The 26,923-nt window shown below is 65.4% G+C and carries 19 protein-coding genes and 3 pseudogenes; 19 read left to right on the plus strand and 3 right to left on the minus strand.

Annotated features, from left to right (window positions below; translation table 11 throughout):
* The first annotated feature begins 205 nt into the window (after positions 1 to 205).
* From OKW28_RS01800 to OKW28_RS01810, 3 genes are read left to right on the plus strand one after another with little or no spacing between them, the layout of a single operon-like run.
* Positions 206 to 1,381 (plus strand): quaternary amine ABC transporter ATP-binding protein, encoded by a 1,176-nt coding sequence (locus OKW28_RS01800; RefSeq protein WP_184038311.1) that lies wholly within the window; start codon positions 206 to 208, stop codon positions 1,379 to 1,381.
* Complete coding sequence (gene choW / locus OKW28_RS01805; RefSeq protein ID WP_429443452.1) at positions 1,374 to 2,276, plus strand: choline ABC transporter permease subunit; 903 nt, start codon at positions 1,374 to 1,376, stop codon at positions 2,274 to 2,276. Before OKW28_RS01800 ends, choW begins: the two co-directional genes overlap by 8 nt.
* A gap of 20 nt (positions 2,277 to 2,296) precedes the next feature.
* Positions 2,297 to 3,289, plus strand: a complete 993-nt coding sequence (locus OKW28_RS01810) for a GlxA family transcriptional regulator (protein WP_429443455.1) — start codon at positions 2,297 to 2,299, stop codon at positions 3,287 to 3,289.
* Between the two features lie 31 nt (positions 3,290 to 3,320).
* Here the strand turns inward: OKW28_RS01810 and OKW28_RS01815 are convergent, their stop codons facing one another.
* Entirely contained in the window at positions 3,321 to 4,403 is a 1,083-nt protein-coding gene (locus OKW28_RS01815) for a GlxA family transcriptional regulator (RefSeq protein ID WP_429443458.1), read from the minus strand.
* Between the two features lie 325 nt (positions 4,404 to 4,728).
* On the opposite strand from OKW28_RS01815, the gene OKW28_RS01820 reads away from it, so the two are divergent.
* The 6 genes and pseudogenes from OKW28_RS01820 (at position 4,729) to OKW28_RS01845 (ending at position 11,701) form a co-directional block, all read left to right on the plus strand.
* Entirely contained in the window at positions 4,729 to 6,123 is a 1,395-nt protein-coding gene (locus OKW28_RS01820) for an L-serine ammonia-lyase (protein WP_429443460.1), read from the plus strand.
* Positions 6,124 to 6,162: 39 nt separating this feature from the next.
* Positions 6,163 to 7,408, plus strand: a pseudogene (locus OKW28_RS01825) (sarcosine oxidase subunit beta family protein).
* A 17-nt stretch (positions 7,409 to 7,425) separates the two neighbouring features.
* The gene (locus OKW28_RS01830) at positions 7,426 to 7,761 is read left to right on the plus strand and encodes a sarcosine oxidase subunit delta (RefSeq protein ID WP_429443462.1); all 336 of its coding nucleotides are present in this window, start codon (positions 7,426 to 7,428) and stop codon (positions 7,759 to 7,761) included.
* The gene (locus OKW28_RS01835; RefSeq protein ID WP_429443465.1) at positions 7,758 to 10,760 is read left to right on the plus strand and encodes a sarcosine oxidase subunit alpha family protein; all 3,003 of its coding nucleotides are present in this window, start codon (positions 7,758 to 7,760) and stop codon (positions 10,758 to 10,760) included. Before OKW28_RS01830 ends, OKW28_RS01835 begins: the two co-directional genes overlap by 4 nt.
* Entirely contained in the window at positions 10,750 to 11,406 is a 657-nt protein-coding gene (locus tag OKW28_RS01840) for a sarcosine oxidase subunit gamma (RefSeq protein WP_429443467.1), read from the plus strand. The genes OKW28_RS01835 and OKW28_RS01840 overlap by 11 nt, the downstream gene beginning before the upstream one ends.
* A 31-nt stretch (positions 11,407 to 11,437) precedes the next feature.
* On the plus strand, positions 11,438 to 11,701 hold the full coding sequence (locus OKW28_RS01845; RefSeq protein WP_429443469.1) for a hypothetical protein: 264 nt from the start codon (positions 11,438 to 11,440) through the stop codon (positions 11,699 to 11,701).
* 12 nt (positions 11,702 to 11,713) lie between these two features.
* Here the strand turns inward: OKW28_RS01845 and ampC are convergent, their stop codons facing one another.
* The gene (ampC, locus tag OKW28_RS01850) at positions 11,714 to 12,895 is read right to left on the minus strand and encodes a class C beta-lactamase (protein ID WP_429443471.1); all 1,182 of its coding nucleotides are present in this window, start codon (positions 12,893 to 12,895) and stop codon (positions 11,714 to 11,716) included.
* A 144-nt stretch (positions 12,896 to 13,039) separates the two neighbouring features.
* On the opposite strand from ampC, the pseudogene OKW28_RS01855 reads away from it, so the two are divergent.
* A pseudogene (locus OKW28_RS01855) lies at positions 13,040 to 13,979 on the plus strand (zinc-binding dehydrogenase); the annotation flags it as partial.
* Positions 13,980 to 14,040: 61 nt separating this feature from the next.
* Here OKW28_RS01855 and OKW28_RS01860 read toward each other — a convergent pair.
* A complete protein-coding gene (locus OKW28_RS01860) occupies positions 14,041 to 15,036 on the minus strand; it encodes a GlxA family transcriptional regulator (RefSeq protein ID WP_184072988.1) in 996 nt (331 codons plus the stop codon).
* A gap of 418 nt (positions 15,037 to 15,454) precedes the next feature.
* On the opposite strand from OKW28_RS01860, the gene OKW28_RS01865 reads away from it, so the two are divergent.
* From OKW28_RS01865 to OKW28_RS01905, 9 genes and pseudogenes are all read left to right on the plus strand, one after another.
* Positions 15,455 to 16,729 carry a serine hydroxymethyltransferase gene (locus tag OKW28_RS01865; protein ID WP_429443472.1) on the plus strand — a complete coding sequence of 425 codons (1,275 nt, stop codon included), beginning with the start codon at positions 15,455 to 15,457 and terminating at the stop codon, positions 16,727 to 16,729.
* Between the two features lie 18 nt (positions 16,730 to 16,747).
* Positions 16,748 to 17,719, plus strand: a complete 972-nt coding sequence (locus OKW28_RS01870; protein WP_429443474.1) for a dipeptidase — start codon at positions 16,748 to 16,750, stop codon at positions 17,717 to 17,719.
* A gap of 43 nt (positions 17,720 to 17,762) precedes the next feature.
* Positions 17,763 to 18,302, plus strand: a complete 540-nt coding sequence (locus OKW28_RS01875; RefSeq protein WP_429443476.1) for a DUF5943 domain-containing protein — start codon at positions 17,763 to 17,765, stop codon at positions 18,300 to 18,302.
* Positions 18,303 to 18,327: 25 nt separating this feature from the next.
* A complete protein-coding gene (locus tag OKW28_RS01880) occupies positions 18,328 to 20,391 on the plus strand; it encodes an FAD-dependent oxidoreductase (protein WP_429443477.1) in 2,064 nt (687 codons plus the stop codon).
* Positions 20,392 to 20,393: 2 nt separating this feature from the next.
* Positions 20,394 to 22,319, plus strand: a complete 1,926-nt coding sequence (locus tag OKW28_RS01885; RefSeq protein ID WP_429443480.1) for a (Fe-S)-binding protein — start codon at positions 20,394 to 20,396, stop codon at positions 22,317 to 22,319.
* Between the two features lie 7 nt (positions 22,320 to 22,326).
* The gene (locus OKW28_RS01890) at positions 22,327 to 23,514 is read left to right on the plus strand and encodes an electron transfer flavoprotein subunit alpha/FixB family protein (RefSeq protein ID WP_429446811.1); all 1,188 of its coding nucleotides are present in this window, start codon (positions 22,327 to 22,329) and stop codon (positions 23,512 to 23,514) included.
* Positions 23,511 to 24,276, plus strand: a pseudogene (locus OKW28_RS01895) (electron transfer flavoprotein subunit beta/FixA family protein). Before OKW28_RS01890 ends, OKW28_RS01895 begins: the two are co-directional and overlap by 4 nt.
* A 73-nt stretch (positions 24,277 to 24,349) precedes the next feature.
* Positions 24,350 to 25,636, plus strand: coding sequence for an aromatic ring-hydroxylating oxygenase subunit alpha (locus OKW28_RS01900; RefSeq protein ID WP_429443482.1), 1,287 nt, complete (start codon positions 24,350 to 24,352; stop codon positions 25,634 to 25,636).
* A gap of 34 nt (positions 25,637 to 25,670) precedes the next feature.
* Positions 25,671 to 26,861 carry an FAD-binding oxidoreductase gene (locus OKW28_RS01905; RefSeq protein WP_429443484.1) on the plus strand — a complete coding sequence of 397 codons (1,191 nt, stop codon included), beginning with the start codon at positions 25,671 to 25,673 and terminating at the stop codon, positions 26,859 to 26,861.
* Positions 26,862 to 26,923: the final 62 nt, after the last annotated feature.

The following is a 26,923-nucleotide window of genomic DNA, read 5'->3' on the forward strand; positions in this document are numbered from 1 at the left end:
TCTGTTGCGACACGCTCCGCGCGCGGGCGAACCCGCGTCAATCCTTTCTCCCACAAGGGTTTGCTCGCCGCGCCGAGCGTCCACGGCATGGCCGGGTGTCGCATTTCCTCATGTGGTTGTCGGAATTAGTCGGTTAGCCGCACTTTTTTCTGGCAACTATGTAGGCACAGCGCGGACGGACGTCCGCAAGCGAGGAGAGCACTCGATGAATTCCCCCAAGGTCGTGGTCGAAGGGCTGTGCAAGGTGTTCGGCAGCAACCCGAAACAGGCGCTCGCGATGCTGGCCAGCGGCGCCACGAAAGAAGAGGTGTTTGCCCGCACCGGTCAGATCGTCGGCGTCCACAACGCGTCGTTCGAGGTTCGCGAGGGCGAGATCTTCGTGCTGATGGGCCTGTCCGGCTCGGGCAAGTCGACGCTGATTCGCCTGATCAATCGGCTCGTCGAGCCCAGCGCCGGCAAGGTGCTGATCGACGGGCGCGATGTCGCGGGCGTGCCGCGCGCCGAGCTGACCGCGCTGCGCCGCAAGGACATGAGCATGGTGTTCCAGTCGTTCGCGCTGATGCCGCAGCGCAACGTGCTGGCCAACGCGGCGTTCGGCCTCGAAGTCGCGGGCGTCGGCCGTAAGGAGCGCGAGGCGCGGGCGCTGACGGTGCTCGAACAGGTCGGCCTTGCACCGTTCGCGCAGAAACTGCCGGCTGAGTTGTCGGGCGGCATGCAGCAGCGCGTCGGGCTCGCGCGCGCGCTCGCGGTCAACCCGTCGCTGATGATCATGGACGAGGCGTTCTCCGCGCTCGATCCGCTCAAGCGCAAGGAGATGCAGAACGTGCTGCTCGATCTGCAACGCGAGCAGCAGCGCACGATCCTGTTCGTGTCGCACGATCTCGAGGAGGCGATGCGCATCGGCACGCGCATCGCGATCATGGAGGGCGGGCGCGTGGTGCAGATCGGCACGCCGCGGGAAATCATCAAGAACCCGGCCGACGACTACGTGCGAGCGTTCTTCGAAGGCATCGACACGAGCCGCTATCTGACGGCCGGCGATCTGATGCAGACCGACGACGTGCCGCTGATGCACGCGCCGCAGATCGACGCGTCGAGCGTCGCCGCGACGCTCAACGGCAGCGCCGACTACGCGTTCGTGCTCGATAGCGAGCGCCGGATTCGCGGCTTCGTGTGCCGCGATGCGACGGGCAGCGCGTCGCCGAAGCTCAACCAGATCGAATGCATCCGCCGCAGCACGCCGCTCGACGACGTGGTCGCGCGCGTGGTGGCGAGCCGCGCGCCGCTGCCGGTCGTCGAAGCGGACGGCTCCTACTGCGGTTCGGTCAACAAGACGAACGTGCTGAACGTTCTCACGCGCCATCGAGGTTCCCATGTCTGAAGTCATTCCAGTTGGCGCCTGGGTCGATCACGGCGTTCACTACCTGCTCGATCACGACGCGAAGACGTTCGACACGATCGGCAAGGTCATCGAGACTTTCGCCGCGGCGGTCGAGCACGGTTTGCAGGCCGTGCCGATGTGGGCGCTGATGGCGTTTTTCGTCGGCATCGGCTTGTGGCGCGTCGGCTGGCGCTTCGCGCTGTTCACGCTGGCGGCGCTGCTGCTGATCTACGGCACCGGCTTCTGGGATCAGATGGTGATCACGCTCGGCCTCACGCTGTCATCGACGGTGATCAGTCTCGTGCTCGGCGTGCCGCTCGGCATCTGGATGGCGAGGAGCCGCGCCGTCGAAATGATCGTGCGGCCGGTGCTCGATCTGATGCAGACGATGCCCGCGTTCGTCTACCTGATTCCGGCCGCGATGCTGTTCGGTCTCGGCCGCGTGCCGGGCATCCTGTCGACGGTGATCTTCGCGATGCCGCCCGCGGTGCGTCTGACCGCGCTCGGCATCAAGCACGTGAATCGCGAAATCGTCGAAGCGGGACAGGCGTTCGGCTGCACGCCGTGGCAACTGCTGTACAAGGTGCAGTTTCCGAACGCGCTGCCGTCGATCATGACCGGCGTGAACCAGACCATCATGATGGCGCTGTCGATGGTGATCATCGCGTCGATGGTCGGTGCGGGCGGCCTCGGTAACGACGTGCTTGCGAGCATCCAGCGGCTTGATATCGGACTCGGCTTCGAAAGCGGGATGTCGGTCGTGATGCTGGCGATCATTCTGGACCGCATCACCGAGAGCTTCGGCCGGGCGCCGGGCAAGGTACGCGCCCCCCTGTTCGCCGGTTTGCGCAATGCGATGAAAGTGCGCCGCGAGCCGGCGGCGCAACACGGTTGATGGCCTGATTCGAGACGTCCATGAAGCGCGACGCAGTCGCCTCCGCCGAAGCCGATGCGCGGCTGTACGCCGTCGCGCACGTCGGCTTCCTGACGCTGCCGAATTTCTCGATGATCGCGTTCACGAGCGCGGTCGAGGTGCTGCGCATGGCGAATTACGTGGGCCGCGCGCAGCACTACCGGTGGTCGGTGATCACGCCGGACGGCGAGCCGGCGCGCGCGAGCAACGGCATCACGGTGAAACCGACCACCACGCTCGCCGAGGCCGGCATGCCGGACCTGCTGTTCGTGTGCGCGGGCTGGCACGTGCGCGAGTATGTGAACGACGCGGTGATCGCGCTGCTGCGCGAGGCGGCCGCGCACCGCGTGCCGCTCGGCGGCATCTGCACGGGTCCGTATGCGCTGCTCGCGGCCGGGCTGCTCGACGGCTATCGCGCGACCGTGCATTGGGAGGACATGTCGCCGTTGCACCAGCGCTATCCGCACGTGCATTTCGACGACGAACTGTTCGTGATCGACCGCGACCGGCTGACCTGTACCGGCGGAACCGCGCCGCTCGATCTGATGCTGCATCTGGTGGGCATGCGGCTGGGGGCCGCGGTGGCCGCGCAGGTGTCCGAGCAATTCATCGTCGAGCGGATTCGCGGCTCGACCGATTACCAGCACATTCCGGTCGACGCGCGGGTCGGCCTGTCGCGCACCGAACTGATCGAAGTGGTGCGGCTGATGGAAGCGAACATCGAGGAGCCGCTATCGCTCGACGAACTCGCCCGGCTCGTCAACCTGTCGCAGCGTCATTTGCAACGGATGTTCAAGCTATTCCTGAACGTGTCGCCGACGCATTACTACCTGAGCTTGCGGCTGCGCCGAGCGCGCGATCTGCTGCGCAATACCGACGCGTCGATCGCGCGCGTGACCACGGTGTGCGGTTTTCATTCTCCGTGTCATTTCAGCAAGGCCTATCGCGCGCAATTCGGACATGCGCCGAGCGTCGAGCGGCGCATGCCGGAGTAGCGGGTGCCGCGGCCTCGCATGCCGCGCGGATTCAGATCGCCTGCGCGCGGCCCGGAAACGTTTCGTCGTAGCACGAGCCGTCGTCGGCTTGCTCCGCCGTGCCGCGCTGCTCGCGATACATCATCGGCGGCACGCCGAACTGTTTGCGAAATTCCCGTCCCAGGTGCGAGGCGTCCGAAAAGCCGCAGCTCGACGCGATATCGGCGACGGTTTTGTCTGAGCTCGTCAACAGCCACGCGGCGGTGCGCAGGCGCACCTGCTTCGCGTAGGCTTGCGGCGCCTTGCCGGTCTGCGCCTTGAACAGCCGCTCGAGCTGACGCGGCGACAGATCGAGCTTGCCCGCCAGTTCGTCGAGCGGCAGCGCCCGGCCCACGTGCTGCTCCATTAGCAGGATCGCGCGCTTGACCTTTGGATGCGAGGCCGGCGCGAGACCGGGGGGATGAGGCTGCGGCGCGTTGCCTTTCTGCAGGTCGTCGACGAGCAGGATGCGCAGCGCCTTCTGCACCGTCGCCGTTTCGAAATGACGCAGCAGGATCGCGGCGGCGACGTCGATCGACGCGCGGCCGCCGGAACACGTGATGCGCCGACGGTCGATCACGAACAGCCGGTCGGCGACCAGCATCTGTTCGTCGACCGACGGAAAGCGCTCGATGAAATCCCAGTAGTGAAACCAGCTCACGCAGATCCGATGGCCGTCGAGCACGCCCGCGCGCATCAGCGAGAACACGCCGGTGCACATGCCGACCAGCGTCGCGTCGCGGGCGGCGGCGCGGCGGATGAACGCGAGCGTCGCCTCGCTCGCGGCCGGCCCCGAGTGCAGCAGTCCGCCGACCACCACCACGTAGTCGAACTTCTCGGCGGTCTCGAAGGTTTCCCACGGCGTGATCTGGATGCCGCAACTCGCCCGCACCGGAGCCAGGGTTTCCCCGATCACGCTCCACGAACAGCGCACCGGCTTGCTGAAGTCGCCTTCGTCGGCGGACAGACGCAGCAGGTCGACGAAACCCGAGAATGCGGTCAGCGTGAAGTTCGGCAGCAGGATGATGCCGAAGCGGATGCGCTGCTTCGTGGCTGTGTCGAGTGAGGGAGGGGCAAGCGTTTCAGCGGAATTCATACGCGCGGCGGGTCGGTGAAAAGAACGGCGAAAGAGGAACGAACGTTGACCGAAACGGTGAAGCCGAGGATAGCACCACAGACCTTCAGCATTGCGCGCCGCAATCGGGCCGCCTGTCGCAAATGCGTCCCAAGTCATCGCAAATGCGCCGGGAGACCCGGGTGGCGGCTCACTTGACGACGCCATCCCATTGCGATGCCGTTTTTATTCTATCGATCCGGCCCGGCGTGCGGTGCAATGGACGCACATTCCATCCGGGCGCATGAGTCGAGTCGAAGCGCTTCCGGCCATCGCAACACGCAAGACACAACGCACAAGGCACGCCATGAACGTCAGCGTCTTCGATCTGTTCAAGATCGGCATCGGTCCATCCAGCTCGCACACGGTCGGGCCGATGATCGCCGCATGCCGCTTTGCATCGCACATCGAGGACGCGAATCTGCTCGGCTTCGTGCGGCGCGTCAGAGCCGAGCTGTTCGGCTCGCTCGGCGCGACCGGCAAGGGCCACGGCACCGACAAGGCGGTGCTGCTCGGACTCGAAGGCAATCTGCCCGACCGGCTCGATCCTGAGCTGATCGAGCCGCGGCTGCGCGCGATCCGCGAGACCCGCCAGCTCGTGCTGCTCGGCAAGCATGCGGTCGCGTTCGACGAGCGCGAACATGTCGGCTTCTTCCGCAAGCTGATGCCGGGCGCGCCGGGCTCGGGCGTCGTGCATCCGAACGGCATGCGCTTCCAGGCCTTCGACGAGAACGGTCAACTGCTCGTCGAAAAAGAGTACTTCTCGATCGGCGGCGGCTTCGTCGTCAATCGCGACGGCGACCGCGTGAACGGCCGGCGCGCCAACGCGGAGGTGCCGTATCCGTTTCGCACCGGCGACGATCTGATGCGCGTGTGCCGCGAAAGCGGCCTGTCCATCGCTGAAGTGACGTTGCGCAACGAATGCGCGACCCGGCCCGAGCCCGAAGTGCGCGAGGGCCTGCTGGCGATCTGGCGCACGATGGCCGCGTGTGTCGAGCGCGGTTGCAAGGTCCGCGGCGAGTTGCCCGGCCCGATGCACGTGAAGCGCCGCGCGGCCGAGCTGTGCGAGCGCTTGCGCGCACGCTCGGAGGAATCGCTGCGCGACCCGCTGTCGATGCTCGACTGGGTCAACCTGTACGCGATGGCCGTCAACGAGGAGAACGCCGCGGGCGGCCGGGTCGTCACCGCGCCGACCAATGGCGCGGCCGGCGTGATCCCGGCAGTGCTGCACTACTACGTGAAATTCATGCATGCGGCGAACGACGCCGGCATCGTCGACTTCCTGCTGACCGCCGCGGCGATCGGCATCATCTACAAGGAAACGGCGTCGATCTCCGGCGCCGAGGTGGGCTGCCAGGGCGAAGTGGGCGTGGCCTGCTCGATGGCCGCCGCCGCGCTCGCGGCCGTGATGGGCGGCACGCCCACCCAGGTCGAGAACGCCGCCGAAATCGGCATGGAACACAACCTCGGCATGACCTGCGATCCGGTCGGCGGGTTGGTGCAGATTCCGTGCATCGAGCGCAACGCGATGGGCGCGATCAAGGCAATCAACGCGGCCCGCCTCGCGATGAAGGGCGACGGCAAGCACGTGGTGTCGCTCGACAGTGTGATCCGCACCATGCGCGAAACCGGCGCCGACATGAAGACGAAATACAAGGAGACGTCGCGCGGCGGACTGGCCGTGAACGTCATCGAGTGTTGAACCGCTACACCGCATCTGCAAAACCGCAAAGGACCGACGATGAGCCGCTATTCAGATATTCAGCCTGCTACGCAACGGGATGTCGTATCACGAGAACTGGGAGCGGCAATGGCGCAGCCCCGAGCCTAAACGTGAATACGATGTCGTGATCGTGGGCGGCGGCGGGCACGGTCTCGCGACCGCGTACTACCTCGCGAAGGAGCATGGCGTGCGCAATGTCGCGGTGCTCGAGAAGGGCTGGATCGGCGGCGGCAACACCGCGCGCAATACGACGATCGTGCGGTCGAACTACCTGTGGGACGAATCCGCCGCGCTCTACGAGAAGGCGATGAAGCTGTGGGAAGGGCTCGCGCAGGATCTGAACTACAACGTGATGTTCAGCCAGCGCGGCGTGATGAATCTCGCGCATACGCTGCAGGACGTGCGCGACACCGAACGCCGCGTCAACGCGAACCGCCTGAACGGCGTCGACGCCGAATTTCTCACGCCCGCGCAGATCAAGGAACTCGAGCCGACCATCAATCTGAACAGCCGCTATCCGGTGCTCGGCGCATCGATCCAGCGGCGCGGCGGCGTGGCCCGGCACGATGCGGTGGCGTGGGGCTTCGCGCGCGGCGCCGATCAGGCCGGCGTCGATATCGTGCAGAACTGCCAGGTCGTCGGCATTCGCCGCGACGGCAGCCAGGTGACGGGCGTCGACACGACGAAGGGTTTCATCAAGGCGAAGAAGGTCGCGGTGGTCGCGGCCGGTAACACGTCGACGCTCGCCGACATGGCCGGCGTGCGGCTGCCGCTCGAAAGCCATCCGTTGCAGGCGCTGGTGTCGGAGCCGATCAAGCCGGTCGTCAACACGGTCGTGATGTCGAATGCGGTCCACGCGTATATCAGCCAGTCCGACAAGGGCGATCTCGTGATCGGCGCGGGCGTCGATCAGTACACCGGGTTTGGGCAGCGCGGCAGCTTCCAGGTCATCGAGGGCACGCTCGAGGCGATCGTCGAAATGTTCCCGGTGTTTTCCCGCGTGCGGATGAACCGGCAGTGGGGCGGCATCGTCGACGTGTCGCCGGACGCGTGCCCGATCATCAGCAAGACCGATGTGAAGGGACTGTATTTCAACTGCGGCTGGGGGACGGGCGGCTTCAAGGCGACGCCCGGCTCGGGATGGGTCTATGCGCACACGATCGCGAAGGACGAACCCCATCCGTTGAACGCGCCGTTTTCGCTGGACCGGTTCTATACCGGTCATCTGATCGATGAGCATGGCGCTGCCGCCGTGGCCCACTAGTCGACAAGGAGACACAGATGCTGCTGATCGAATGCCCCTGGTGCGGTCCCCGCGCCGAAACCGAATTCACGTGCGGCGGCGAGGCGGACATCGCCCGCCCGCTCGACACGGACAAGCTCACCGACAAGGAATGGGGCGACTACCTTTTCATGCGCAAGAATCCGCGCGGCGTGCATCGCGAGCAATGGTTTCACACGCAGGGCTGCCGCCGCTGGTTCAAGGCGCAGCGCGACACCGTCAGCTATGCGTTCCAGGGCTATCAGACGTTCGAGCGTCCGTTGCTGGCGCTGGACAGTACCGATACACAGGCAGCAAACGCACAGGTAAAGGCACAGGAGGGCAAAGCATCATGAGCCAGAAAGACCGACTCCCGACCGGCGGGCGCATCAATCGCGCGATCGCGCTGAGCTTCACGTTCAACGGCGTCGAGTATCAGGGTTATCAAGGCGATACGCTCGCGTCCGCATTGCTCGCGAACGGCATGCATTTCGTCGCGCGCAGCTGGAAATATCATCGGCCGCGCGGCATCGTGACCGCGGGTGTCGAGGAGCCGAACGCGGTCGTGCAACTGGAGACCGGCGCCTACACGGTGCCGAACGCGCGCGCCACCGAGGTCGAGTTGTACCAGGGGCTCGTCGCGAGCAGCGTGAACGCGAAACCGAGCATCGAGAAGGACCGCATGGCGATCAACCAGAAGATCGCGCGCTTCATTCCGGCGGGCTTCTACTACAAGACCTTCATGTGGCCGCGCAAACTCTGGCCGAAGTACGAGGAAGCGATTCGCGACGCGGCCGGCCTCGGCACCGCGCCGCGACAGCGCGACGCGGACCGCTACGACAAGTGTTTCGCGCATTGCGACGTGCTGGTGGTCGGCGGCGGCCCGACCGGGCTCGCGGCCGCGCACGCGGCGGCCTTGTCCGGCGCGCGGGTGACGCTCGTCGACGATCAGCCCGAGCTGGGCGGCTCGCTGCTGTCCTGCGGCGCGGAGATCGACGGCAAGCCCGCGCTGCAGTGGGTGCGGAAAATCGAGGACGAATTGCGGCAGTTGCCCGATGTGAAGATCCTGAGCCGCAGCACCGCGTTCGGCTATCAGGACCACAATCTCGTCACGGTCACGCAGCGCCTGACCGATCATCTGCCCGTGTCGCAGCGCAAGGGCACGCGCGAACTGCTGTGGAAGATCCGCGCGAAACGCGTGATTCTCGCGACCGGTGCGCATGAACGGCCGATCGTGTTCGGCAACAACGATCTGCCTGGCGTGATGCTCGCGTCGGCAGTGTCTAGCTATCTGCATCGGTATGCGGTACTGCCGGGTCGCAATGCGATCGTGTTCACGAACAACGACGACGGCTATCAATGCGCGCTCGACCTGAAAGCGGCCGGCGCGCAGGTGAGCGTCATCGATCCGCGCGCGGGCGAATCGAAGGGCACGCTGCCGGCGCTCGCGCGCCGCCATGGCATCAAGGTGCTGAACGGCGCGGTCGTCACGGCGGCGCATGGCAAGCTGCGCGTCGCGTCGGTGTCGCTCGCCTCGTATGCGAAAGGGCAAATCACCGCTCAGCAGGGCCAACTGCCGTGCGACCTGCTCGCGATGTCGGGTGGCTGGAGCCCAGTGCTGCATCTGTTCGCGCAGTCGGGCGGCAAGGCCCATTGGCATGACGACAAGGCCTGCTTCGTGCCGGGCAAGGCGGTCCAGCCTGAGACCAGCGTCGGCGCCTGCGCGGGCGACTTCACGCTCGGCCAGGGCATCCGCTTCGCGGTCGACGCCGGCGTCGAAGCGGCGCGCGCGGCCGGGCACATCGTCGCGCGGCCAAAGCCGGTGCAGGTCGCCGAACTGAGCGAAACGAAGCTGGAACCGCTGTGGCTCGTCGGCGGACGCGAGTTGGCCACGCGCGGGCCCAAGCAGTTCGTCGATTTCCAGAACGACGTCGCGGCGGCCGATATCTTCCTCGCGGCGCGCGAAGGCTTCGAATCCGTCGAACACGTGAAGCGCTACACCGCGATGGGCTTCGGCACCGACCAGGGCAAGCTCGGCAACATCAACGGCATGGCGATTCTCGCCCAGGCGCTCGGTAAGACCATTCCCGAGACCGGCACGACGACGTTCCGGCCCAACTACACGCCAGTCACGTTCGGCACTTTCGCCGGCCGGGAATTGGGCGAATTGCTCGATCCGGTGCGCAAGACGGCGGTGCACGAATGGCACGTGGAACACGGCGCGGCGTTCGAGGACGTCGGCAACTGGAAGCGTCCGTGGTATTACCCGAAAGCGGGCGAGGATCTGCACGCGGCGGTTGCGCGCGAAGCGCACGCGGTGCGCACGAGCGTCGGCATTCTCGATGCGTCGACGCTAGGCAAGATCGATATTCAGGGCCCCGATTCCGCGAAACTGTTGAACTGGGTGTACACGAATCCGTGGACCAGGCTCGAAGTCGGCAAGTGCCGCTACGGCCTGATGCTCGACGAAAACGGCATGATCTTCGACGACGGCGTGACCGTGCGCCTCGCCGAGCAGCACTACATGATGACGACCACCACCGGCGGCGCGGCGCGTGTGCTCACGTGGCTCGAACGCTGGCTGCAAACCGAATGGCCCGACCTGCGCGTGCGGCTCGCGTCGGTCACCGATCACTGGGCAACTTTTGCGGTAGTCGGTCCGATGAGCCGCAAGGTGCTGCAAAGGGTCTGCGACGACATCGACTTCGCGAACGCGGCGTTTCCGTTCATGACGTATCGTGAGGGCACCGTCGCGGGCGCGGCGGCGCGCGTGATGCGCATCAGCTTCTCGGGCGAACTCGCGTATGAGGTGAACGTGCCGGCCAACGTCGGACGCGCGGTGTGGGAAGCGTTGATGGCCGCGGGCGCGGAGTTCAACATCACACCGTATGGCACCGAGACGATGCACGTGCTGCGCGCGGAGAAGGGCTACATCATCGTCGGCCAGGATACGGACGGCTCGATGACGCCGCACGACCTCGGCATGGGTGGGCTCGTCGCGAAGTCGAAGGACTTTCTCGGCAAGCGCTCGCTCGCCCGCTCGGACACCGCGAAGGCGGGACGTAAGCAGCTGGTCGGGCTGCTCGCGGAGGATGCGTCGTTCGTGATACCCGAGGGCTCGCAGATCGTCGCCGGTCCGTTCCAGGGCGACACCGCGCCGATGCTCGGGCACGTCACGTCGAGCTATTACAGCCCGATTCTGCAACGCTCGATCGCGATGGCGGTCGTCAAAGGCGGTCTCGACAAGATCGGCACGACCGTCACGATTCCGCTCGCGAGCGGCAAACAGATCGCGGCGAAGATCGCGAGTCCGGTGTTCTACGACAGCGAAGGAGCACGTCAACATGTGGAATGAAACTGGCGGAACGGTGTCCATCGTGGACCGCACGCTCGGGCGGCAAAACGGCGCGTGGCAGGAGTCGCCGCTGATCGGTGTGGATGGGCTGCTGAAACGGCATCAGGCCAACGCGACCGCCGCGTTCCGGCTCGGCGAGCGGCCATTTCTCGAACTCGTGAACGTGCGCGGCGATACGCGCGACACGGCGTTCATTCGCGCGGTGGAACAGGTGATCGGCTGCAAGCCGCCGGAGAAGCCGAACACCGTCGCGCGCGGCAACGGCTACGACATGGTCTGGCTCGGCCCGGACGAATGGCTCGTGCGTTCGGAGACCGCGCACGATGCAACGCGCACGGCGCCGTTGCAGGCGAAGCTCGGCGCGGCGTTCGAGGGCGTGTTCGCATCGGCGGTCGATGTGGGCAGCGGCTATACGGTGCTTGAAATCACCGGCACGCGGACGCGCGACGTGCTCGCGCGCGGCTGTCCGCTCGATCTGCATCCCAAACTTTTCGGCCTGGGGCAGTGCGCGCAGAGCCACTATTTCAAGGCGTCGATCACGTTGCTGCCCACGGGCGCCGACAGTTTCGACATCGTCGTGCGTCGCAGTTTCGCGGATTATTTCGTCAGGATCATGCTCGACGCCGCCGAGCCGTTGATGTGCTGAGCGACGCGCGGTTCGCTTTGCTGATTTCGCCATGACGTCGGCACGCGCGGCCACCTCGCTTCTCACGGCACGCGCGTGCGATGAGCGCGATGCCGGCGCCGCGCTCGCGCTGCTCGATCAAAGTATCGCGCTGCGTCATCGGCGCATTGCGCTGATCCGCTATCTGCTCGCGCGGGAGCTCGGTGCGTCGCTCGAAGCGCGGCATCATGCGTACGTCGAGAAAATCGCGGCCCGTCTGAGCGCGGATGCGCTCGCGCGGATCGCCGGCGCAGCGCGTGCGCGGCTGCGCCCGTAAGTCCACGCCGTATCAGGGCTTGCCGCCATCCAGCGCCGTGAGGATCTGATGCGCGGCGCTCACGCGCGCTTCGTTCGGGAAATTGCGATTGGCGAGCATCACGATACCGATGCGTTTTTGCGGCACGAACGCGACATACGCGCCGAAGCCGTTCGTCGATCCGGTCTTGTTGATCCAGACGTTCTGCTGCGGCTGCAGCGGCGGTTTGATTGCGGTCGACGGCGTGCCGTTCAGGGCCATCTCGAGCGAGTTGCCCGCCTGCAAGGTGCGCAACTCGACCGGATACGGGTACTGCTCCCACATCAGATCCTGGGTCAGCACGCCGGACTGGAAGTAGCCGGTATGCGTGTCCGTGATCGCGCGCTGCCACTGACTGTCGAGCGGAATCAGGTTCATGTTGGCCTGCACGTAACGCAGCATATCCGCGGCGGTCGACTTCACCCCGTAGGCTTCGGCGGAAATCACGCCGCCCGTCAGACGGACCGGCGCGCCGTCTTTCGCATAGCCCTGCGCATAGTCCGGCATTTTCGCCGCGGGGACGTCGATGTAGCTGTTCTTCATGCCGAGCGCCGGAAACACGCGTTGCTGCATCAGCACGGTGAAATCCTGCCCCATGGTCTTCGCGGTGATCAGGCCCAGCGTGCCGATGCCGGGATTCGAGTAGGTGCGGAACGTGCCGGGCGCATGAGCGGGCTCCCAGTCGTGGAAGTACCGCAGCAATTGCGCGTCGTTATGGATGTCGTCCGGCACCTGGAGCGGCAGACCGCCAGGCGTGTGCGTGCCGAGGTTCAGCAGGCTGACTTTGCCGAACGGGCGGCCGCGCAGCGTCGGCAGATAGCGTTCCGTGCCGTCCGACAACGACAGCTTGCCGTCGAGCTGCGCATACGACGCGAGCGTCGCCGTGAAGGTCTTGCTGACCGAGCCGAGTTCGAACAGCGTATCGCGTGTGACCGGCTTGCCGGTTTGCGTCGATGCGACGCCATAGTTGTAGACGTAGGGCTTGCCGTTGTCGATCACGCCGATCGCCATGCCGGCGATATGGTACTTCGCCATCAGCGGCCTGATCGCGGCATCGATGGTCGGTTGGAGTTGCGCGGCGGTGGGCTCGGCCGCGTGGCCGACGGGTGAGATCGCGCAGAGCGTGAACAGCGCGAACGTGGCGGTTGTTATCAGTTTGAGCGCTCGGGTCTTCATGGCAAACGGGGCCTCGGTCGGGGGAGTGTGAATCGGTGGATCGGCGATTCGGCTGAGGCAGCACTATCGGGCTTTTGCGAACCGCTGGCAAACGAGGATATGTTGCGCGGGGGTAAAGAAAAAGTTGTAGGCCGCAACGCGAGCGACGCCGTGTCGGTGCCGTTCAACGTCGCCTGCGGACGCTGCCCGACTTGCAAGGCGCAGCATACGGGAGTGTGTCTGAACGTTAATCCGTCGCGCGCGGGCGGCGCGTATGGTTATGTCGACATGGGCGGCTGGATCGGCGGGCAGGCCGAATACGTGCTGGTGCCGTACGCGGACTTCAATCTGCTGAAATTTCCGGACCACGCGCAGGCACTGGCGAAGATCCGCGACCTGACGTGCCTGTCCGACATTCTGCCGACCGGCTATCACGGCGCGGTGATGGCCGGCGTGAAGCCTGGCGCGACCGTCTACATCGCGGGCGCCGGACCGGTCGGCATGGCGGCGGCCGCGTCCGCGCGCCTGCTGGGGGCGGCCTGCACGATCGTCGGCGACATGAACGAGGCACGCCTCGCGCATGCGCGCAAGATGGGCTTCCAGACCATCAATCTGTCGAAGGACGCGACGCTCGGCGAACAGATCGAGCAGATTCTCGGCAAGCCCGAAGTGGATTGCGCGGTGGACTGCGTCGGCTTCGAAGCGCACGGTCATGGCAGCAGCGGCTCACACGAGGAAGCCCCGGCCTCGGTGCTCAATTCGCTGATGGAAATCACTCGGGCGGCTGGCGCGATCGGCATTCCCCGGACTCTACGTGACCGACGATCCGGGCTCGACCGATGCCGCCGCGCGTCGGGGCAGCCTCAGCTTGCGTTTCGGGCTCGGCTGGGCCAAGTCGCATTCGTTTCATACCGGGCAGACGCCGGTGATGAAGTACAACCGCGATCTGATGCAGGCGATACTTTGGGATCGTTTGCCGATCGCCGATATCGTCAACGTGACGGTGGTGTCGCTCGACGATGCGCCCGAGGGCTACCGGCAATTCGACGGCGGCGCGCCGAAGAAGTTTGTGATCGACCCGCACGGGTTGTTGAAGGCGGCTTGAGTTTGGTTGGCCGCTAAAGCGCCGCGTGGCCTGCCGGGCACGCGGCGCTTCTGTTCAATGATCAAGCCGCCATCACTGGCGCACCGGATAGCGAAGGCACCTGCTTGCGACGCTCGCGCGTCGGCGCGGTGCCGAACGCATCGCGATAGCTCTTCGAGAAGTGGCAGGCCGACTGGAAGCCGCAGGCCATCGTGATGTGCATGATCGACATGTCGGTCTGCAACAGCAGTTCGCGCGCGCGCCGCAGGCGCAGTGTCAGATAGTAGTGCGTCGGCGTCATCCCCAGATGTTCGCGGAACAGCCGTTGCAACTGCCTTTGCGACATGCCGGCGAGCCGCGCCAGTTCTTCGCGCGACAGCGGCTCCTCGATGTTGTTCTCCATCAGCGAGATCACTTCGAACAGCGACTTGTTGGCCGAGCCGAGCCGCGCGACGAGCGGCATCTTCTGCTGCGCGCTGGTGTCGCGCACGTGTTCGACGATGAACTGCTCGGCGATCTGCGTGACGCGCGCAGTACCCACGCGCGGCGCGATCAGGTTCAGCATCATGTCGAGCGGCGCGACGCCGCCGGTGCAGGTCACGCGATCACGATCGATCACGAACAGTTCTTTCAGAAAGCGCGTATCGGGAAACTCTTCCTTCAGCGCCGACATGTTTTCCCAATGGATCGCGCACGCATAACCGGCCAGCAGGCCGGCGCGCGCGAGCGCATAGGTGCCCGTGCAAAGACTGCCCAGCACGCAGCCCATGCGCGCGAAACGGCGCAGCGCGGACAGATGCTCGGCGGTGGTGGAGCGCTGCACGTCGATGCCGCCGACCACGAACACGATATCGGGTTGCCCGACGCATTCGACCGGACCCGTATCGACGGATAGGCCGTTGCTCGCCATGACCGGCCCGCCGGCGGGACTCACGATCGACCAGCGGTAAAGCGTCTGGCCCGTCAGATAGTTCGCCATGCGTAGCACTTCGATCGCGTTCGAGAAGGCGATCATCGTGAAGTTGGGTACCGGCATGAATGCGAAATGCGACAACGATGCCGTGCGATCGGTGGACATGGGAACGGTGATTCCTGATGTAAATGTCGCGTCGCCGTGGGGAGGGCGACTATCTGAATTCTGGGTATCAGGGCAACTAACGTGCCATCAGGCTAAACCCTTGGATACTGCGCACAAAGCCTGGAATAGCTAAGCAATCGACTGATGAAAGCATCCGCGCGGCACCGGAACAGCGCGGCGACGCCCTTGCAGCGCACCCGATCGGCGCAGGAATACTGCGTCGTAGTGCAGCGCTGAGCGCGCGGATCGTGCCGACTTGTCGAAAAAGGTTGCGCATGGCGGAAAAGGCAAAGAACGCGTCTGAATTCGTAAATAGACGCGCCGGATGACCGTCAAGAATAGACCCAAGGCAAAGCGGTAGCGCGATCCCGCCGGCAACCCGCAGCAGCCTCCCGGTCAACGTTCTCACGGACCTTCCATGTCGAACCCGAATCCCTTCTTCGAAGACTCGCTAGCGGCGCGCGACCCGGCCGTGCGCGGCGCCATTCTGAAAGAGCTCGAGCGTCAGCAGTCGCAAGTCGAGTTGATCGCGTCGGAAAACATCGTGTCGCGCGCGGTGCTCGACGCGCAGGGCTCGGTGCTGACCAACAAGTACGCGGAAGGGTATCCGGGCAAGCGTTACTACGGCGGTTGCGAATACGTCGACGCGATCGAGACGCTCGCGCTCGATCGTATCAAGCAACTGTTCGACGCGAAGTTCGCCAACGTGCAGCCGCATTCCGGCGCGCAGGCGAACGGCGCGGTGATGCTCGCGCTCACCAGGCCGGGCGATACGGTGCTCGGCATGTCGCTCGACGCGGGCGGGCATCTGACGCACGGCGCGAAACCCGCATTGTCGGGCAAGTGGTTCAACGCGGTGCAGTACGGCGTGCGGCACGACACGATGCTGATCGACTACGAGCAGATCGAGGAACTGGCACAACAGCACAAGCCGACGCTGCTGATCGCCGGCTTCTCCGCCTATCCGCGCGCGCTCGACTTCGCGCGGCTGCGCGCGATCGCCGATGGCGCCGGTGCGAAGCTGATGGTGGACATGGCGCATATCGCCGGCGTGATCGCGGCCGGCCGCCATGACACTCCGGTCCCGCATGCGCACGTGGTCACGTCGACCACCCACAAGACCTTGCGCGGTCCGCGCGGCGGATTCGTGCTGACCAACGACGAGGAGATCGCAAAGAAGATCAACTCTGCCGTGTTCCCCGGCTTGCAGGGCGGCCCGCTGATGCACGTGATCGCCGGCAAGGCGGTCGCATTCGGCGAGGCGCTGCAGCCGGGCTTCAAAACCTATATCGACAGCGTGCTCGCGAACGCGCGGGCATTGGGCGAGGTGCTCAAATCGGGCGGCGTCGATCTGGTGACGGGCGGCACCGACAACCATCTGCTGCTGGTCGATCTGCGGCCGAAGGGGCTCAAGGGCAATCAGGTCGAACAGGCGCTGGAGCGCGCGGGCATCACCTGCAACAAGAACGGCATTCCGTTCGATACGGAGAAGCCGACCATCACCTCCGGCATCCGCCTCGGCACACCGGCGGCGACGACACGCGGCTTCGGCGTCAGCGAGTTTCGCGAGGTCGGGCGTCTGATCGTCGAGGTGCTCGATGCGCTGCGCGTGTCGCCCGAAGGCGATGCCGCAACCGAACAACGCGTGCGCCGCGAGATTTTCGCTCTGTGCGAGCGCTTTCCCATTTACTGAGTACGCGTGGAGCAAACGATGAGTCAACTGCACGAGAACAGCATCATCATCGACGGGCTGAACATTTCGAAGTTCGAGCGCTCGGTGTTCGAGGACATGCGCAAGGGCGGCGTGACCGCGGTGAACTGCACGGTGTCGGTCTGGGAGAGTTTTCAGAAGACCGTCGACAACATCGCCGAAATGAAGCAGCAAATCCGCCAATACAGCGAGATCCTCACGCTGGTGCGCACCACCGACGACATCTTCCGCGCCAAGAAAGAGAACAGGACCGGCATCATCTTCGGCTTCCAGAACGCGCATGCGTTCGAGGACAACCTCGGCTATATCGAAGCGTTCAAGGATCTCGGCGTCAACGTGGTGCAGCTTTGCTACAACACGCAGAACCTGGTCGGCACCGGCTGCTACGAACGCGACGGCGGTCTGTCCGGCTACGGGCGCGAAGTGATTCAGGAGATGAACCGCGTCGGCATCATGGTCGATCTGTCGCATGTGGGCGGCAAGACGTCGTCGGAGGCGATCGCGGCGTCGAAGAAGCCGGTCTGCTATTCGCATTGCTGCCCGTCCGGGCTCAAGGAGCATCCGCGCAACAAGACCGACGAGCAGCTCAAGGAGATCGCGGATGCGGGCGGCTTCGTCGGCGTGACGATGTTCGCGCCGTTCCTGAAGCGCGGACCGGAGGCGACCGTCGAGGACTATATCGAGGCGATCGAGTACGTGGTGAACCTGATCGGCGAGGACCAGGTGGGGATCGGCACGGATTTCACGCAGGGCTACAGCACCGAGTTTTTCGACTGGATCACGCACGACAAGGGCCGTTATCGCCAGTTGACGAACTTCGGCAAGGTCGTGAATCCCGAAGGCATTCGCACGATCGGCGAGTTTCCGAACCTGACCGCCGCGATGGAACGCGCCGGCTGGAGCGAGACGCGCATCCGCAAGATCATGGGCGAAAACTGGGTACGGGTGTTCGGAGAAGTCTGGACGGTGTGAGCTTTACCCCTTCTTTTATAGCGGATAAAAACGGAGCCTTCCCATGCAACCGCAACTGCCTATCTACGTCGATCCGGACACCGGCGTCTGGACCACCGACGCGCTGCCGATGCTGTACGTGCCGCGCCACTTCTTCACGAACAACCACGTCGCCGTCGAGGAAGCGCTCGGCCGCGATACGTACGCCGGGATTCTCTACAAGGCCGGTCACAAGTCCGCCTATTTCTGGTGCGAGAAGGAAGCGAAGCAACATGGTCTTGCCGGCATGGCGGTATTCGAGCATTACCTGAACCGTCTGTCGCAGCGCGGCTGGGGCATCTTCAGGATCATCGAAGCCGATCCGGCCAGCTCGCATGCGCGGATCGAATTGCGGCACTCGTCGTTCGTGCTTGCGCAACCGGGCAAGACCGGCAAGCTTTGCTACATGTTCGCCGGCTGGTTCGCGGGCGCGATGGACTGGGTCAACGATACCGCGCCCGACGGCGCGCGCAAGGGCCCGCCGTCGCAGTCGAAAGAAGCACGCTGCGCGGCGGAGGGACACGAGCACTGCGTGTTCGAAGTCTCGCCGCTCGCGTCAATCTAATCCGGGCATTCCGAGGTCGATCGCGATGCGTTACCCGAACCTTTTCAAGCCGCTCACGTTGAACAAGCTGACGCTGCGCAATCGCATCGTCAGTACCGCGCACGCGGAGGTCTATGCGGAGCCGGGTGGCCTGCCCGGCGACCGTTATATCCGGTACTACGAGGAAAAGGCGAAGGGCGGAGTCGGACTCGCCGTGTGCGGCGGTTCGAGCCCGGTGTCGATCGACAGCCCGCAAGGCTGGTGGAAGTCGGTGAATCTCGCCACCGACCGGATCGTCGATCCGCTCGCGCGGCTCGCCGAAGCGATGCACGCGCATGGCGCGAAAATCATGATTCAGGCCACCCACATGGGACGCCGCTCGGCGTTTCACGGCGAGCACTGGCCGCATCTGATGTCGCCGTCGGGAGTACGCGAGCCGGTGCATCGCGGCAACGCGAAGATCATCGAGGTCGAAGAGATCCGCCGCATCATCGGCGACTTCGCGGCGGCCGCGAAGCGCGTGAAGGATGCGGGCATGGACGGCATCGAGATCTCGGCGGCGCACCAGCATCTGATCGATCAGTTCTGGAGCCCGCGCACCAACTTCCGTACCGACGAATGGGGCGGCTCGCTCGAAAACCGCATGCGTTTCGGCGTCGAAGTGTTGCAGGCGGTGCGCGCGACGGTGGGCGCCGACTTCTGCGTCGGCCTGCGCATGTGTGGTGACGAATTCCACGAAGATGGGCTCGATCACGAGCAGCTGAAAGAGATTGCCCAGGCGATGAGCGAGACCGGTCTGATCGACTATCTCGGCGTGATCGGTTCCGGCGCGGACACGCACAATACGCTCGCCAACTGCATGCCGCCGATGGCGCTGCCGCCCGAGCCGTTCGTGCATCTCGCGGCCGGCATCAAGCAGGTCGTCAAGGTGCCGGTGATGCACGCGCAAAGCATTCGCGACGCGGGCCAGGCCGAGCGGCTGCTCGCGAGCGGCATGGTCGATCTGGTCGGCATGACGCGCGCACAGATCGCCGATCCGCATATGGTCATCAAGATCCGCGATGGCCGCGAGGACGAAATCAGGCAGTGCGTCGGCGCGAACTACTGCATCGACCGTCAGTACAACGGGCTCGATGTGCTGTGCGTGCAGAACGCGGCGACCTCGCGCGAAGCGACGATGCCGCACGTGATCGCCAGGTCGCGCGGGCCGAAGCGCAAGGTCGTGGTGGTCGGCGCGGGGCCGGCGGGGCTCGAAGCGGCGCGCGTCGCCAAGTCGCGCGGTCACGACGTGGTGCTGTTCGAACAGAACGATCACGTGGGCGGCCAGATCATGCTGGCGGCGAAAGCGCCGCAGCGCGAGCAGATGGCGGGCATCGTGCGCTGGTTCGACATGGAGACGAAGCGCCTCGGCGTGGACCGCCGCCTCGGTGTCGCCGCCGGCGAGCGGACCATCATGGCCGAGAAGCCCGACATCGTCGTGCTCGCCACCGGCGGTTCGGCGTTCACGTCGCAGGTCGCGGCGTGGGGCGTCGACGCGGGGCTCGCGGTCAGTTCGTGGGACGTGCTGGCCGGCAAGGTCGAGCCGGGCAGGAACGTGCTCGTGTACGACGGCGTCAGCACGCATGCGGGCGCGGGCGTCGCCGATTTCATCGCGAGCCGCGGCGCCAACGTGGAGATCGTCACGCCCGACGTGAAGGTCGCCGACGACGTCGGCGGCACCACGTTCCCGATCTTCTATCGCCGTCTGTACGCGCAAGGCGTGATCCATACGCCCAATTACTGGCTCGACAGGGTGTACGAGGAGGACGGCAAGAAGATCGCCGTGATCCGCAACGAGTACACCGAGGAGCAGGAGGAGCGCGCGGTCGATCAGGTGGTGATCGAAAACGGCAGTACGCCGAACGACCGGCTTTACTGGAAGCTGAAGCCTGAATCGGTCAATCGCGGCCAGGTCGACGTGCACAAACTGTTCGCGTCCGAACCGCAGCCGTGTCTCGACGAGCAGCTCGGCGACGGCCGCTTCCTGCTGTTCCGGGTCGGCGACTGCATCTCGATGCACAACATTCACGGCGCGATCTACGACGCGCTGCGCCTTTGCAAGGATTTCTGACGATGAGCCCCGTGTTTGTCATCACCGCCCTGCTGTGGGTGTCGATGGCCGGTCTCGCGTTCGCGCTGGCGCGCCGCGCCGCCTACTGGCGCGAGGGCCGCGCGACCGTCGCGGGCGCCTATGGCTGGGCCAATCTGCTCGCGATCCCGAAGCGTTACTTCGTCGACCTGCATCATGTGGTCGCGCGCGATCCGTATATCGCCCGCACGCACGTTGCCACGGCGGGCGGAGCGATCCTCGCGATGGCGCTCGTGTTCGTCAACTACGGTCTCGCGATCTACTCGCCGTGGCTGGACAAACTGATCTTTCTCGCCGCGCTGGCGATGCTGATCGGCACGGTGTTCGTGTGGCGCCGCCGGCATGGCGCGAAGACGGTGCCGGCGCGACTCTCGCGCGGGCCGTGGGATCAGTTGCCGTTGCTACTGGGCGCGTTCGCGCTCGGTCTCGCGCTGTTCATTGCGCTTCCGGCGACGATGATGTCCGGCGCGCTCGCGGTGATCGTCGCGCTGTTGATCGCGGCGGGCGCGTTCACGATGACGTTCGGCGCGGCGCGTGGCGGCCCGATGAAACATGCGTTGGCCGGACTGCTGCATCTCGCGTTTCATCCGCGCCAGGAGCGCTTTGCCGATTCCACCGCAGCGCGTCACGCTCGCGATGCCGTGCCGCCCACCGCGCTTAAAACCCCGCTGCTCGACGCGAAGGAATACGGCGTCGGCAAGCCGGTCGAATTCCGCTGGAACCAGTTGCTCAGCTTCGACGCCTGCGTGCAATGCGGCAAATGCGAAGCGGCGTGCCCCGCGTTCGCGGCCGGTCAGCCGCTCAATCCGAAGAAGCTGATTCAGGATCTGGTAACCGGCATGGTCGGCGGCACCGACGCGCAGTACGCAGGCAGCCCGACGCCCGGCATCCCTGTCGGCAAGCACGCGGGCGCGCCCGGCAAGCCGCTGATCTCGACGCTGATCGAAGCGCACACGCTGTGGTCCTGCACGACCTGCCGCGCCTGCGTGCAGGAGTGCCCGATGCTGATCGAGCACGTGGACGCGATCGTGGACATGCGCCGCAATCAGACGCTCGTCGAAGGCAGCGTGCCGGGCAAGGGGCCGGTGACGCTCGCGAATCTGCGCGAAACCGGCAGCCTCAACGGCTACGACATCGGCGCGCGCTACGACTGGGCCGTCGATCTGCAGGTGCAGGTCGCGCAGCCGGGCCGTCACGTGGACGTGCTGCTGATCGCCGGTGAAGGCGCGTTCGACATGCGCTATCAGCGCACGCTGCGCGCGCTCGTCAAGGTGCTGAACCGCGCGGGCGTCGATTACGCGGTGCTGGGCGGTGTCGAGACCGATACCGGCGACACCGCACGGCGGCTCGGCGACGAAGCGACGTTCCAGCAACTGGCCCGTACGCTGATCGGGACGCTCGCGCAGTACTCGTTCGCGCGCATCGTTACCGCCGATCCGCACGTGCTGCATAGCCTGCGCAACGAATATCGCGCGCTCGGCGGGTTCTATCAGGTGCAGCATCACACGGCGCTGATCGACGAACTGATCGCGAGCGGCAAGCTGTCGCCGCGCGCGGCCGCCGCCGTCGCGGAGCGCAACATCACGTATCACGACCCATGCTATCTGGGTCGCTACAACGGCGAGACGGAAGCGCCGCGCCGGGTGCTGAAGAGCATCGGCATCAAGGTGGTCGAGATGGAGCGTCACGGCCTGCGCGGACGCTGCTGCGGTGGCGGTGGCGGCGCACCGTTGACCGATATCCCGGGCAAACGGCGAATTCCCGACATCCGTATCGACGACGCGCGCGCGAGCGGCGCGGAGATCGTCGCGGTCGGCTGTCCGAATTGCACCGCGATGCTCGAAGGGGTGGTGGGGCCGCGACCGGAAGTGCTGGACGTGGCCGAACTGGTCGCCGCGGCGCTGGAGTAACGCGATGATGAATACGCTCAAACGAATCGATCCGCGCCGGCCGTTCACGGTGACGGCACTGGGACTCAGGCGCATCACGCTCGGCGTCGTCGGCATCGCGGACGCGGGCGGCAGTGCGTCGCTGGCTGATGCGCGTCACGCCGCGCATCGCGAACAGCCGAAGCCGCGCCGCACGACGGCCGCGCCGCGCCATGTGCTGCTGGTCGCGGCGCACGCGGACCGCGGCGCGCTCGATGAACATGCGCGCCAGACGCTCGCGGCCGCCGCGCTGATCGCGGACACGCACAGCGAAGTCGTGCTGCTGGTGTTCGGCGAATTCACCGGCGATGCCGCCGCGCTCGGCGCCGACAAGCTGATCGAATTGCCGATGTTCGATCGCCGCACGTACGCGCCGGACGATGAACTGAATGCGCTGGCGGCCTGCGTCGCGGCCTATGCGCCAGCCCATGTCTTGCTGCCCGACAACGCGACCGGCGACGGCGACCTCGGCCGCCGCTATGCGGCGGTGGCCGATGCAAGCGTCGCGACGCACGTCGTCGAGATCGCTGCCGGGCACGTGTGCACCTATATTCGCGCGGATACGGCGCTCGCCAGCCGCGCGCTGCCCGAGGTCGTGCTGCTCGAGCCGAATGCGGTCGATCCGAAGCTGCCGTTCGTTGGCGCGGGCGAGCGGGTCGCGTGGCGCTTCGACCGCGAAGCGGACAGCACGGTCGCGCAACGCTCGATATGCGATCTCGGCATCGACGAAATCGACGCGGCGCAGGTCGCGCTGGAAGAGGCGGACTTCATCGTGTCGGCGGGCAACGGCGTCAGCGACGTGCCCGCGTTCGAGCGACTCGCGACGACCCTCGGCGCGGCGATCGGTGCCAGCCGGGTCGCCGTCGACGACGGCAAGTTCACGCGCGACAAGCAGATCGGCGCGACCGGCAAGACCGTCGAGGCGAGTGTGTATATCGCGTTCGGCATCTCGGGGGCGGTGCAGCATCTGCAAGGCATCAAGGATTGCCGCCATGTGATCGCGGTGAATCTCGACGCGAGCGCGCCGATCGCGAAGCGCGCGAATCTGACCGTGATCGCCGACGCGCAGGAAACCATCGCGGCGCTCAACGAGGCGGCGGCCGCGGCGCGCGGTGCCCGCGCCACCTCGGCCGCGGTGCTGCGGCCGGGCAAGCTTGCCGAAGGAGTGCTCGCATGAAGATCGCCGTGCTGGTTTCAGTCGGACGTCACCCGGTCAGCGGCGTCGCGCGCTACAGCCGCAACGATGCGGCGGCGTTGACGCTGGCGCTGTCGCTCGTCAGAACCCATGGCGCGACGCTCGACGTGCTGCACGCGGGCGATCCGTCGAACGCCGCGTTGAACAGAGTATCTGGCGCTCGGCGCGCGTTCGGTCGAAGTGCTCGAGATGCCGCCCGACGCCGATCCTGCGCCGCAACTCGCCGGGCGTTTGCGTGGCTACGAGCTGGTGCTGACCGGCACGCGCGCCGAAGGCGGTTTCGATAGCGGCATGCTGCCGTATCGCGTCGCGCATGCGCTGGCGGTGCCGCTCGTCGGCGCCGCCGTCGATCTGGCGCTGCGCGACGGTCGAGCGCAGGTCCGGCAGTTCATGCCGAAGGGCCTACGACGGCGCGTCGAAGTGCGGCTGCCGGCATTGGTTGCCGTGCATCCGCTCGCGAACGTCGCGACGTCGTACGCGTATGCACGGATGCGCGAAGGCACGATCGAGCGCGCCGACGCGCGGCACGGCACCACTCCCGAACAGTCCGTATGGACGATCGGCCCCGCCACAGCGAAACCGGTGCGCCTCGCCGCCGCCGAAAAGCGCTCAGGCCACGCGCGCATGCTGTCGGCGACGACGACCGAGAGCCGCGGCGGCAGCGTCGTAATTGAAGGGAGTTCCGTCGAAAAAGCACAAGTGATACTCGCGTACTTGCGCGAGCATCAACTGGTGGATTACTGAATTCCGGCTCGGGCCAGCATGCGACCAGGAGGGCCTGGCGCGGCGCCAGACGTGACACGCAACGGAGCACACAATGAAAGTTTCCGCAGACGTTCGCGCAATGATCGAACGCCGCAAGCAGAATTACACGCTGGAAGCGCCGTTCTATACCAGCGAGCACATCTTCGCGCTCGACATCGACGCGATTTTCCGCCAGCACTGGATTCAGGTCGCGGTCGAGCCCGACGTGCCCGAGCCGGGCGACTATGTGACGGTCGAGATGGGCGACGATTCGATCCTGATCGTGCGCGACGACGACATGCGGGTGCGCGCGTTTCATAACGTATGCCGCCACCGCGGCGCGCGTCTGTGCAATACCGGCAAGGGCTCGCTCGGCAATATCGTCTGTCCGTATCACAGCTGGACGTATAGCCTCAATGGCGACCTGATGTTCGCCGAGCACATGGGCGAGCAGTTCGAGCGCTGCAAACATAGTCTGAAAGCGGTGCATGTCGAAAATCTCGCCGGACTGATTTTCATCTGCCTCGCCGAGCAGCCGCCCGCCGATTTCGCCGTGATGCGCGCCGCGATGGAACCGTATCTGTTGCCGCACGATCTGGCCGGCTGCAAGATCGCCGCGTCGATCGACATCATCGAGGAGGGCAACTGGAAGCTGACGATGGAAAACAATCGCGAGTGCTATCACTGCGTCGCGAACCATCCGGAGCTGACCATCTCGCTGTACGAATACGGTTTCGGTTATCAGCGCACGCCGGCGAACGAGGAGGGCATGGCCGCGTTCGAGACGACGGTCGCGCGCCGCACCGCGCAGTGGGAGGCGATGCAGTTGCCCTCGGCGGAAATCGAGCGGCTCGCCGACCTGGTCACCGGGTTTCGTACCCAACGTCTGCCGCTCGATCGCGACGGCGAATCGCAGACGCTCGACGCGAAGGTCGCCTCGAAGAAGCTGCTCGGCGGTTTCAGGCATGCGGATCTCGGCGGCCTGTCGTTCTGGACCCAGCCGAATTCGTGGCATCACTTCATGAGCGACCACATCGTCAGTTTCTCGGCGATTCCGCTGTCGGCCGGCAAGACGCTGGTGCGCACTAAATGGCTCGTGCACAAGGACGCGCGCGAAGGCATCGATTACGACGTCGACAATCTGACCGCCGTGTGGCGCGCGACCAACGACCAGGATCGCGCGCTCGTCGAATATTCGCAGCGCGGCGCGACGAGCAGCGCGTATGAGCCGGGTCCTTATTCGCCGTTCACCGAAGGACTCGTCGAAAAGTTCTGCGAGTGGTATATCGGCCGTCTCGCGGATTACGACGCGAACCCACGGGCGGTGCACGACGAGAAAGTCGTGTCGTTCGTGCGCTGAGCGCAAGACCGCAATGAGGAGCGGGGGGACAACCATGATGCGCGATCAGGCCATGTTTCAACCGGACATCGAGCAGACTTCACAGAATCCAGCTGACGCGCCGAGCCGCGTCACGCTGCCGCGCTTCTGGGACGCGCTGCCGGCGCGCTGGAACAGCGACGCCGACGACACGCTGGAGTGCTGCCAGGTCCGCAGCGAAACGCACGACGTGAAGAGTTTCTTCTTCCGCGCGCCATCCGGTCGGGCGTTCGTGTTCGAGCCGGGGCAATTCATCACGCTGGAGTTGGAGATCGACGGCGAGCGCGTCAATCGCTGCTATACGATCTCGTCTGCGCCCACACGGCCGCATACGATTTCGATCACCGTCAAGCGCGTGCCGGGCGGCCAGGTGTCCAACTGGCTGCACGACCATCTGCATGCGGGTATGCAGGTACGCGTGCTGGGGCCAGCCGGCGAATTCACCTGCGCGCGGCACCCGGCGCGCAAGTTGCTGTTTTTGTCTGCGGGCTCGGGCATCACGCCGCTGATGTCGATGAGCCGCGCGCATCATGAACTCGGCGAGGACAGCGATATCGTCTTCGTGCACAGCGCGCGTACGCCGGACGACATCGTCTTCGCGCGCGAGCTCGATCTGATCGCCGCCAATCAGGCGCGTTTCCGCACCGCGTTCGTCTGCGAACGCGTGGGCACGCGCACCAATTGGCCCGGCATCACCGGCTTTCTGACGCTGCCGCTGCTGAAACTGATTGCGCCAGATTTTCTGGAGCGCGAGATTTTCACGTGCGGCCCCGCGCCGTATATGCAGGCGGTGCGCAATCTGCTCGATGAAGGCGGCTTCGATCGCCAGCACTATCACGAGGAAAGCTTCTCGTTCGAGACCGTCAGCGAAGTGGCCGCGCAATTGGCCGAAGCGCATGTCGCGGACGCGCCGAACGATGCGTCCGCGCCGGCCGAAACCGCCACGCGTTTCAAGGTGAGCTTTACGCGCAGTCATCGCGAGATCGAGTGCGGCGGCGCCCAGCATGTGCTCGATGCGGCGAAGCAGGCGGGCGTGCGGCTACCGGCGTCGTGCACGCAAGGCATGTGCGGCACCTGCAAGGTGAAGCTCGTGTCCGGCGAAGTGGCGATGAAGCACGCGGGCGGTATCCGTCAGCGCGAGATCGATCAAGGCATGGTGCTGCTGTGCTGTAGCAAGCCGCTGACCGATCTCGTCGTCGACAAGTAATACGACTGATCACACCACAACAACACGGCAAACACTGGGCGGATTTGCGTGGATGTCGCATG

This window comes from Paraburkholderia sp. 40 (assembly GCF_050434105.1).
Lineage (GTDB): Bacteria > Pseudomonadota > Gammaproteobacteria > Burkholderiales > Burkholderiaceae > Paraburkholderia > Paraburkholderia tuberum.

Excerpts from the sequence above, each read along its gene's own strand:
- OKW28_RS01800 (WP_184038311.1), top strand. The coding sequence starts at position 206 with ATGAATTCCCCCAAGGTCGTGGTCGAAGGGCTGTGCAAGGTGTTCGGC.
- choW (WP_429443452.1), top strand. The coding sequence starts at position 1,374 with ATGTCTGAAGTCATTCCAGTTGGCGCCTGGGTCGATCACGGCGTTCAC.
- OKW28_RS01810 (WP_429443455.1), top strand. The coding sequence starts at position 2,297 with ATGAAGCGCGACGCAGTCGCCTCCGCCGAAGCCGATGCGCGGCTGTAC.
- OKW28_RS01815 (WP_429443458.1), bottom strand. The coding sequence starts at position 4,403 with ATGAATTCCGCTGAAACGCTTGCCCCTCCCTCACTCGACACAGCCACG.
- OKW28_RS01820 (WP_429443460.1), top strand. The coding sequence starts at position 4,729 with ATGAACGTCAGCGTCTTCGATCTGTTCAAGATCGGCATCGGTCCATCC.
- OKW28_RS01830 (WP_429443462.1), top strand. The coding sequence starts at position 7,426 with ATGCTGCTGATCGAATGCCCCTGGTGCGGTCCCCGCGCCGAAACCGAA.
- OKW28_RS01835 (WP_429443465.1), top strand. The coding sequence starts at position 7,758 with ATGAGCCAGAAAGACCGACTCCCGACCGGCGGGCGCATCAATCGCGCG.
- OKW28_RS01840 (WP_429443467.1), top strand. The coding sequence starts at position 10,750 with ATGTGGAATGAAACTGGCGGAACGGTGTCCATCGTGGACCGCACGCTC.
- OKW28_RS01845 (WP_429443469.1), top strand. The coding sequence starts at position 11,438 with ATGACGTCGGCACGCGCGGCCACCTCGCTTCTCACGGCACGCGCGTGC.
- ampC (WP_429443471.1), bottom strand. The coding sequence starts at position 12,895 with ATGAAGACCCGAGCGCTCAAACTGATAACAACCGCCACGTTCGCGCTG.
- OKW28_RS01860 (WP_184072988.1), bottom strand. The coding sequence starts at position 15,036 with ATGTCCACCGATCGCACGGCATCGTTGTCGCATTTCGCATTCATGCCG.
- OKW28_RS01865 (WP_429443472.1), top strand. The coding sequence starts at position 15,455 with ATGTCGAACCCGAATCCCTTCTTCGAAGACTCGCTAGCGGCGCGCGAC.
- OKW28_RS01870 (WP_429443474.1), top strand. The coding sequence starts at position 16,748 with ATGAGTCAACTGCACGAGAACAGCATCATCATCGACGGGCTGAACATT.
- OKW28_RS01875 (WP_429443476.1), top strand. The coding sequence starts at position 17,763 with ATGCAACCGCAACTGCCTATCTACGTCGATCCGGACACCGGCGTCTGG.
- OKW28_RS01880 (WP_429443477.1), top strand. The coding sequence starts at position 18,328 with ATGCGTTACCCGAACCTTTTCAAGCCGCTCACGTTGAACAAGCTGACG.
- OKW28_RS01885 (WP_429443480.1), top strand. The coding sequence starts at position 20,394 with ATGAGCCCCGTGTTTGTCATCACCGCCCTGCTGTGGGTGTCGATGGCC.
- OKW28_RS01890 (WP_429446811.1), top strand. The coding sequence starts at position 22,327 with ATGAATACGCTCAAACGAATCGATCCGCGCCGGCCGTTCACGGTGACG.
- OKW28_RS01900 (WP_429443482.1), top strand. The coding sequence starts at position 24,350 with ATGAAAGTTTCCGCAGACGTTCGCGCAATGATCGAACGCCGCAAGCAG.
- OKW28_RS01905 (WP_429443484.1), top strand. The coding sequence starts at position 25,671 with ATGATGCGCGATCAGGCCATGTTTCAACCGGACATCGAGCAGACTTCA.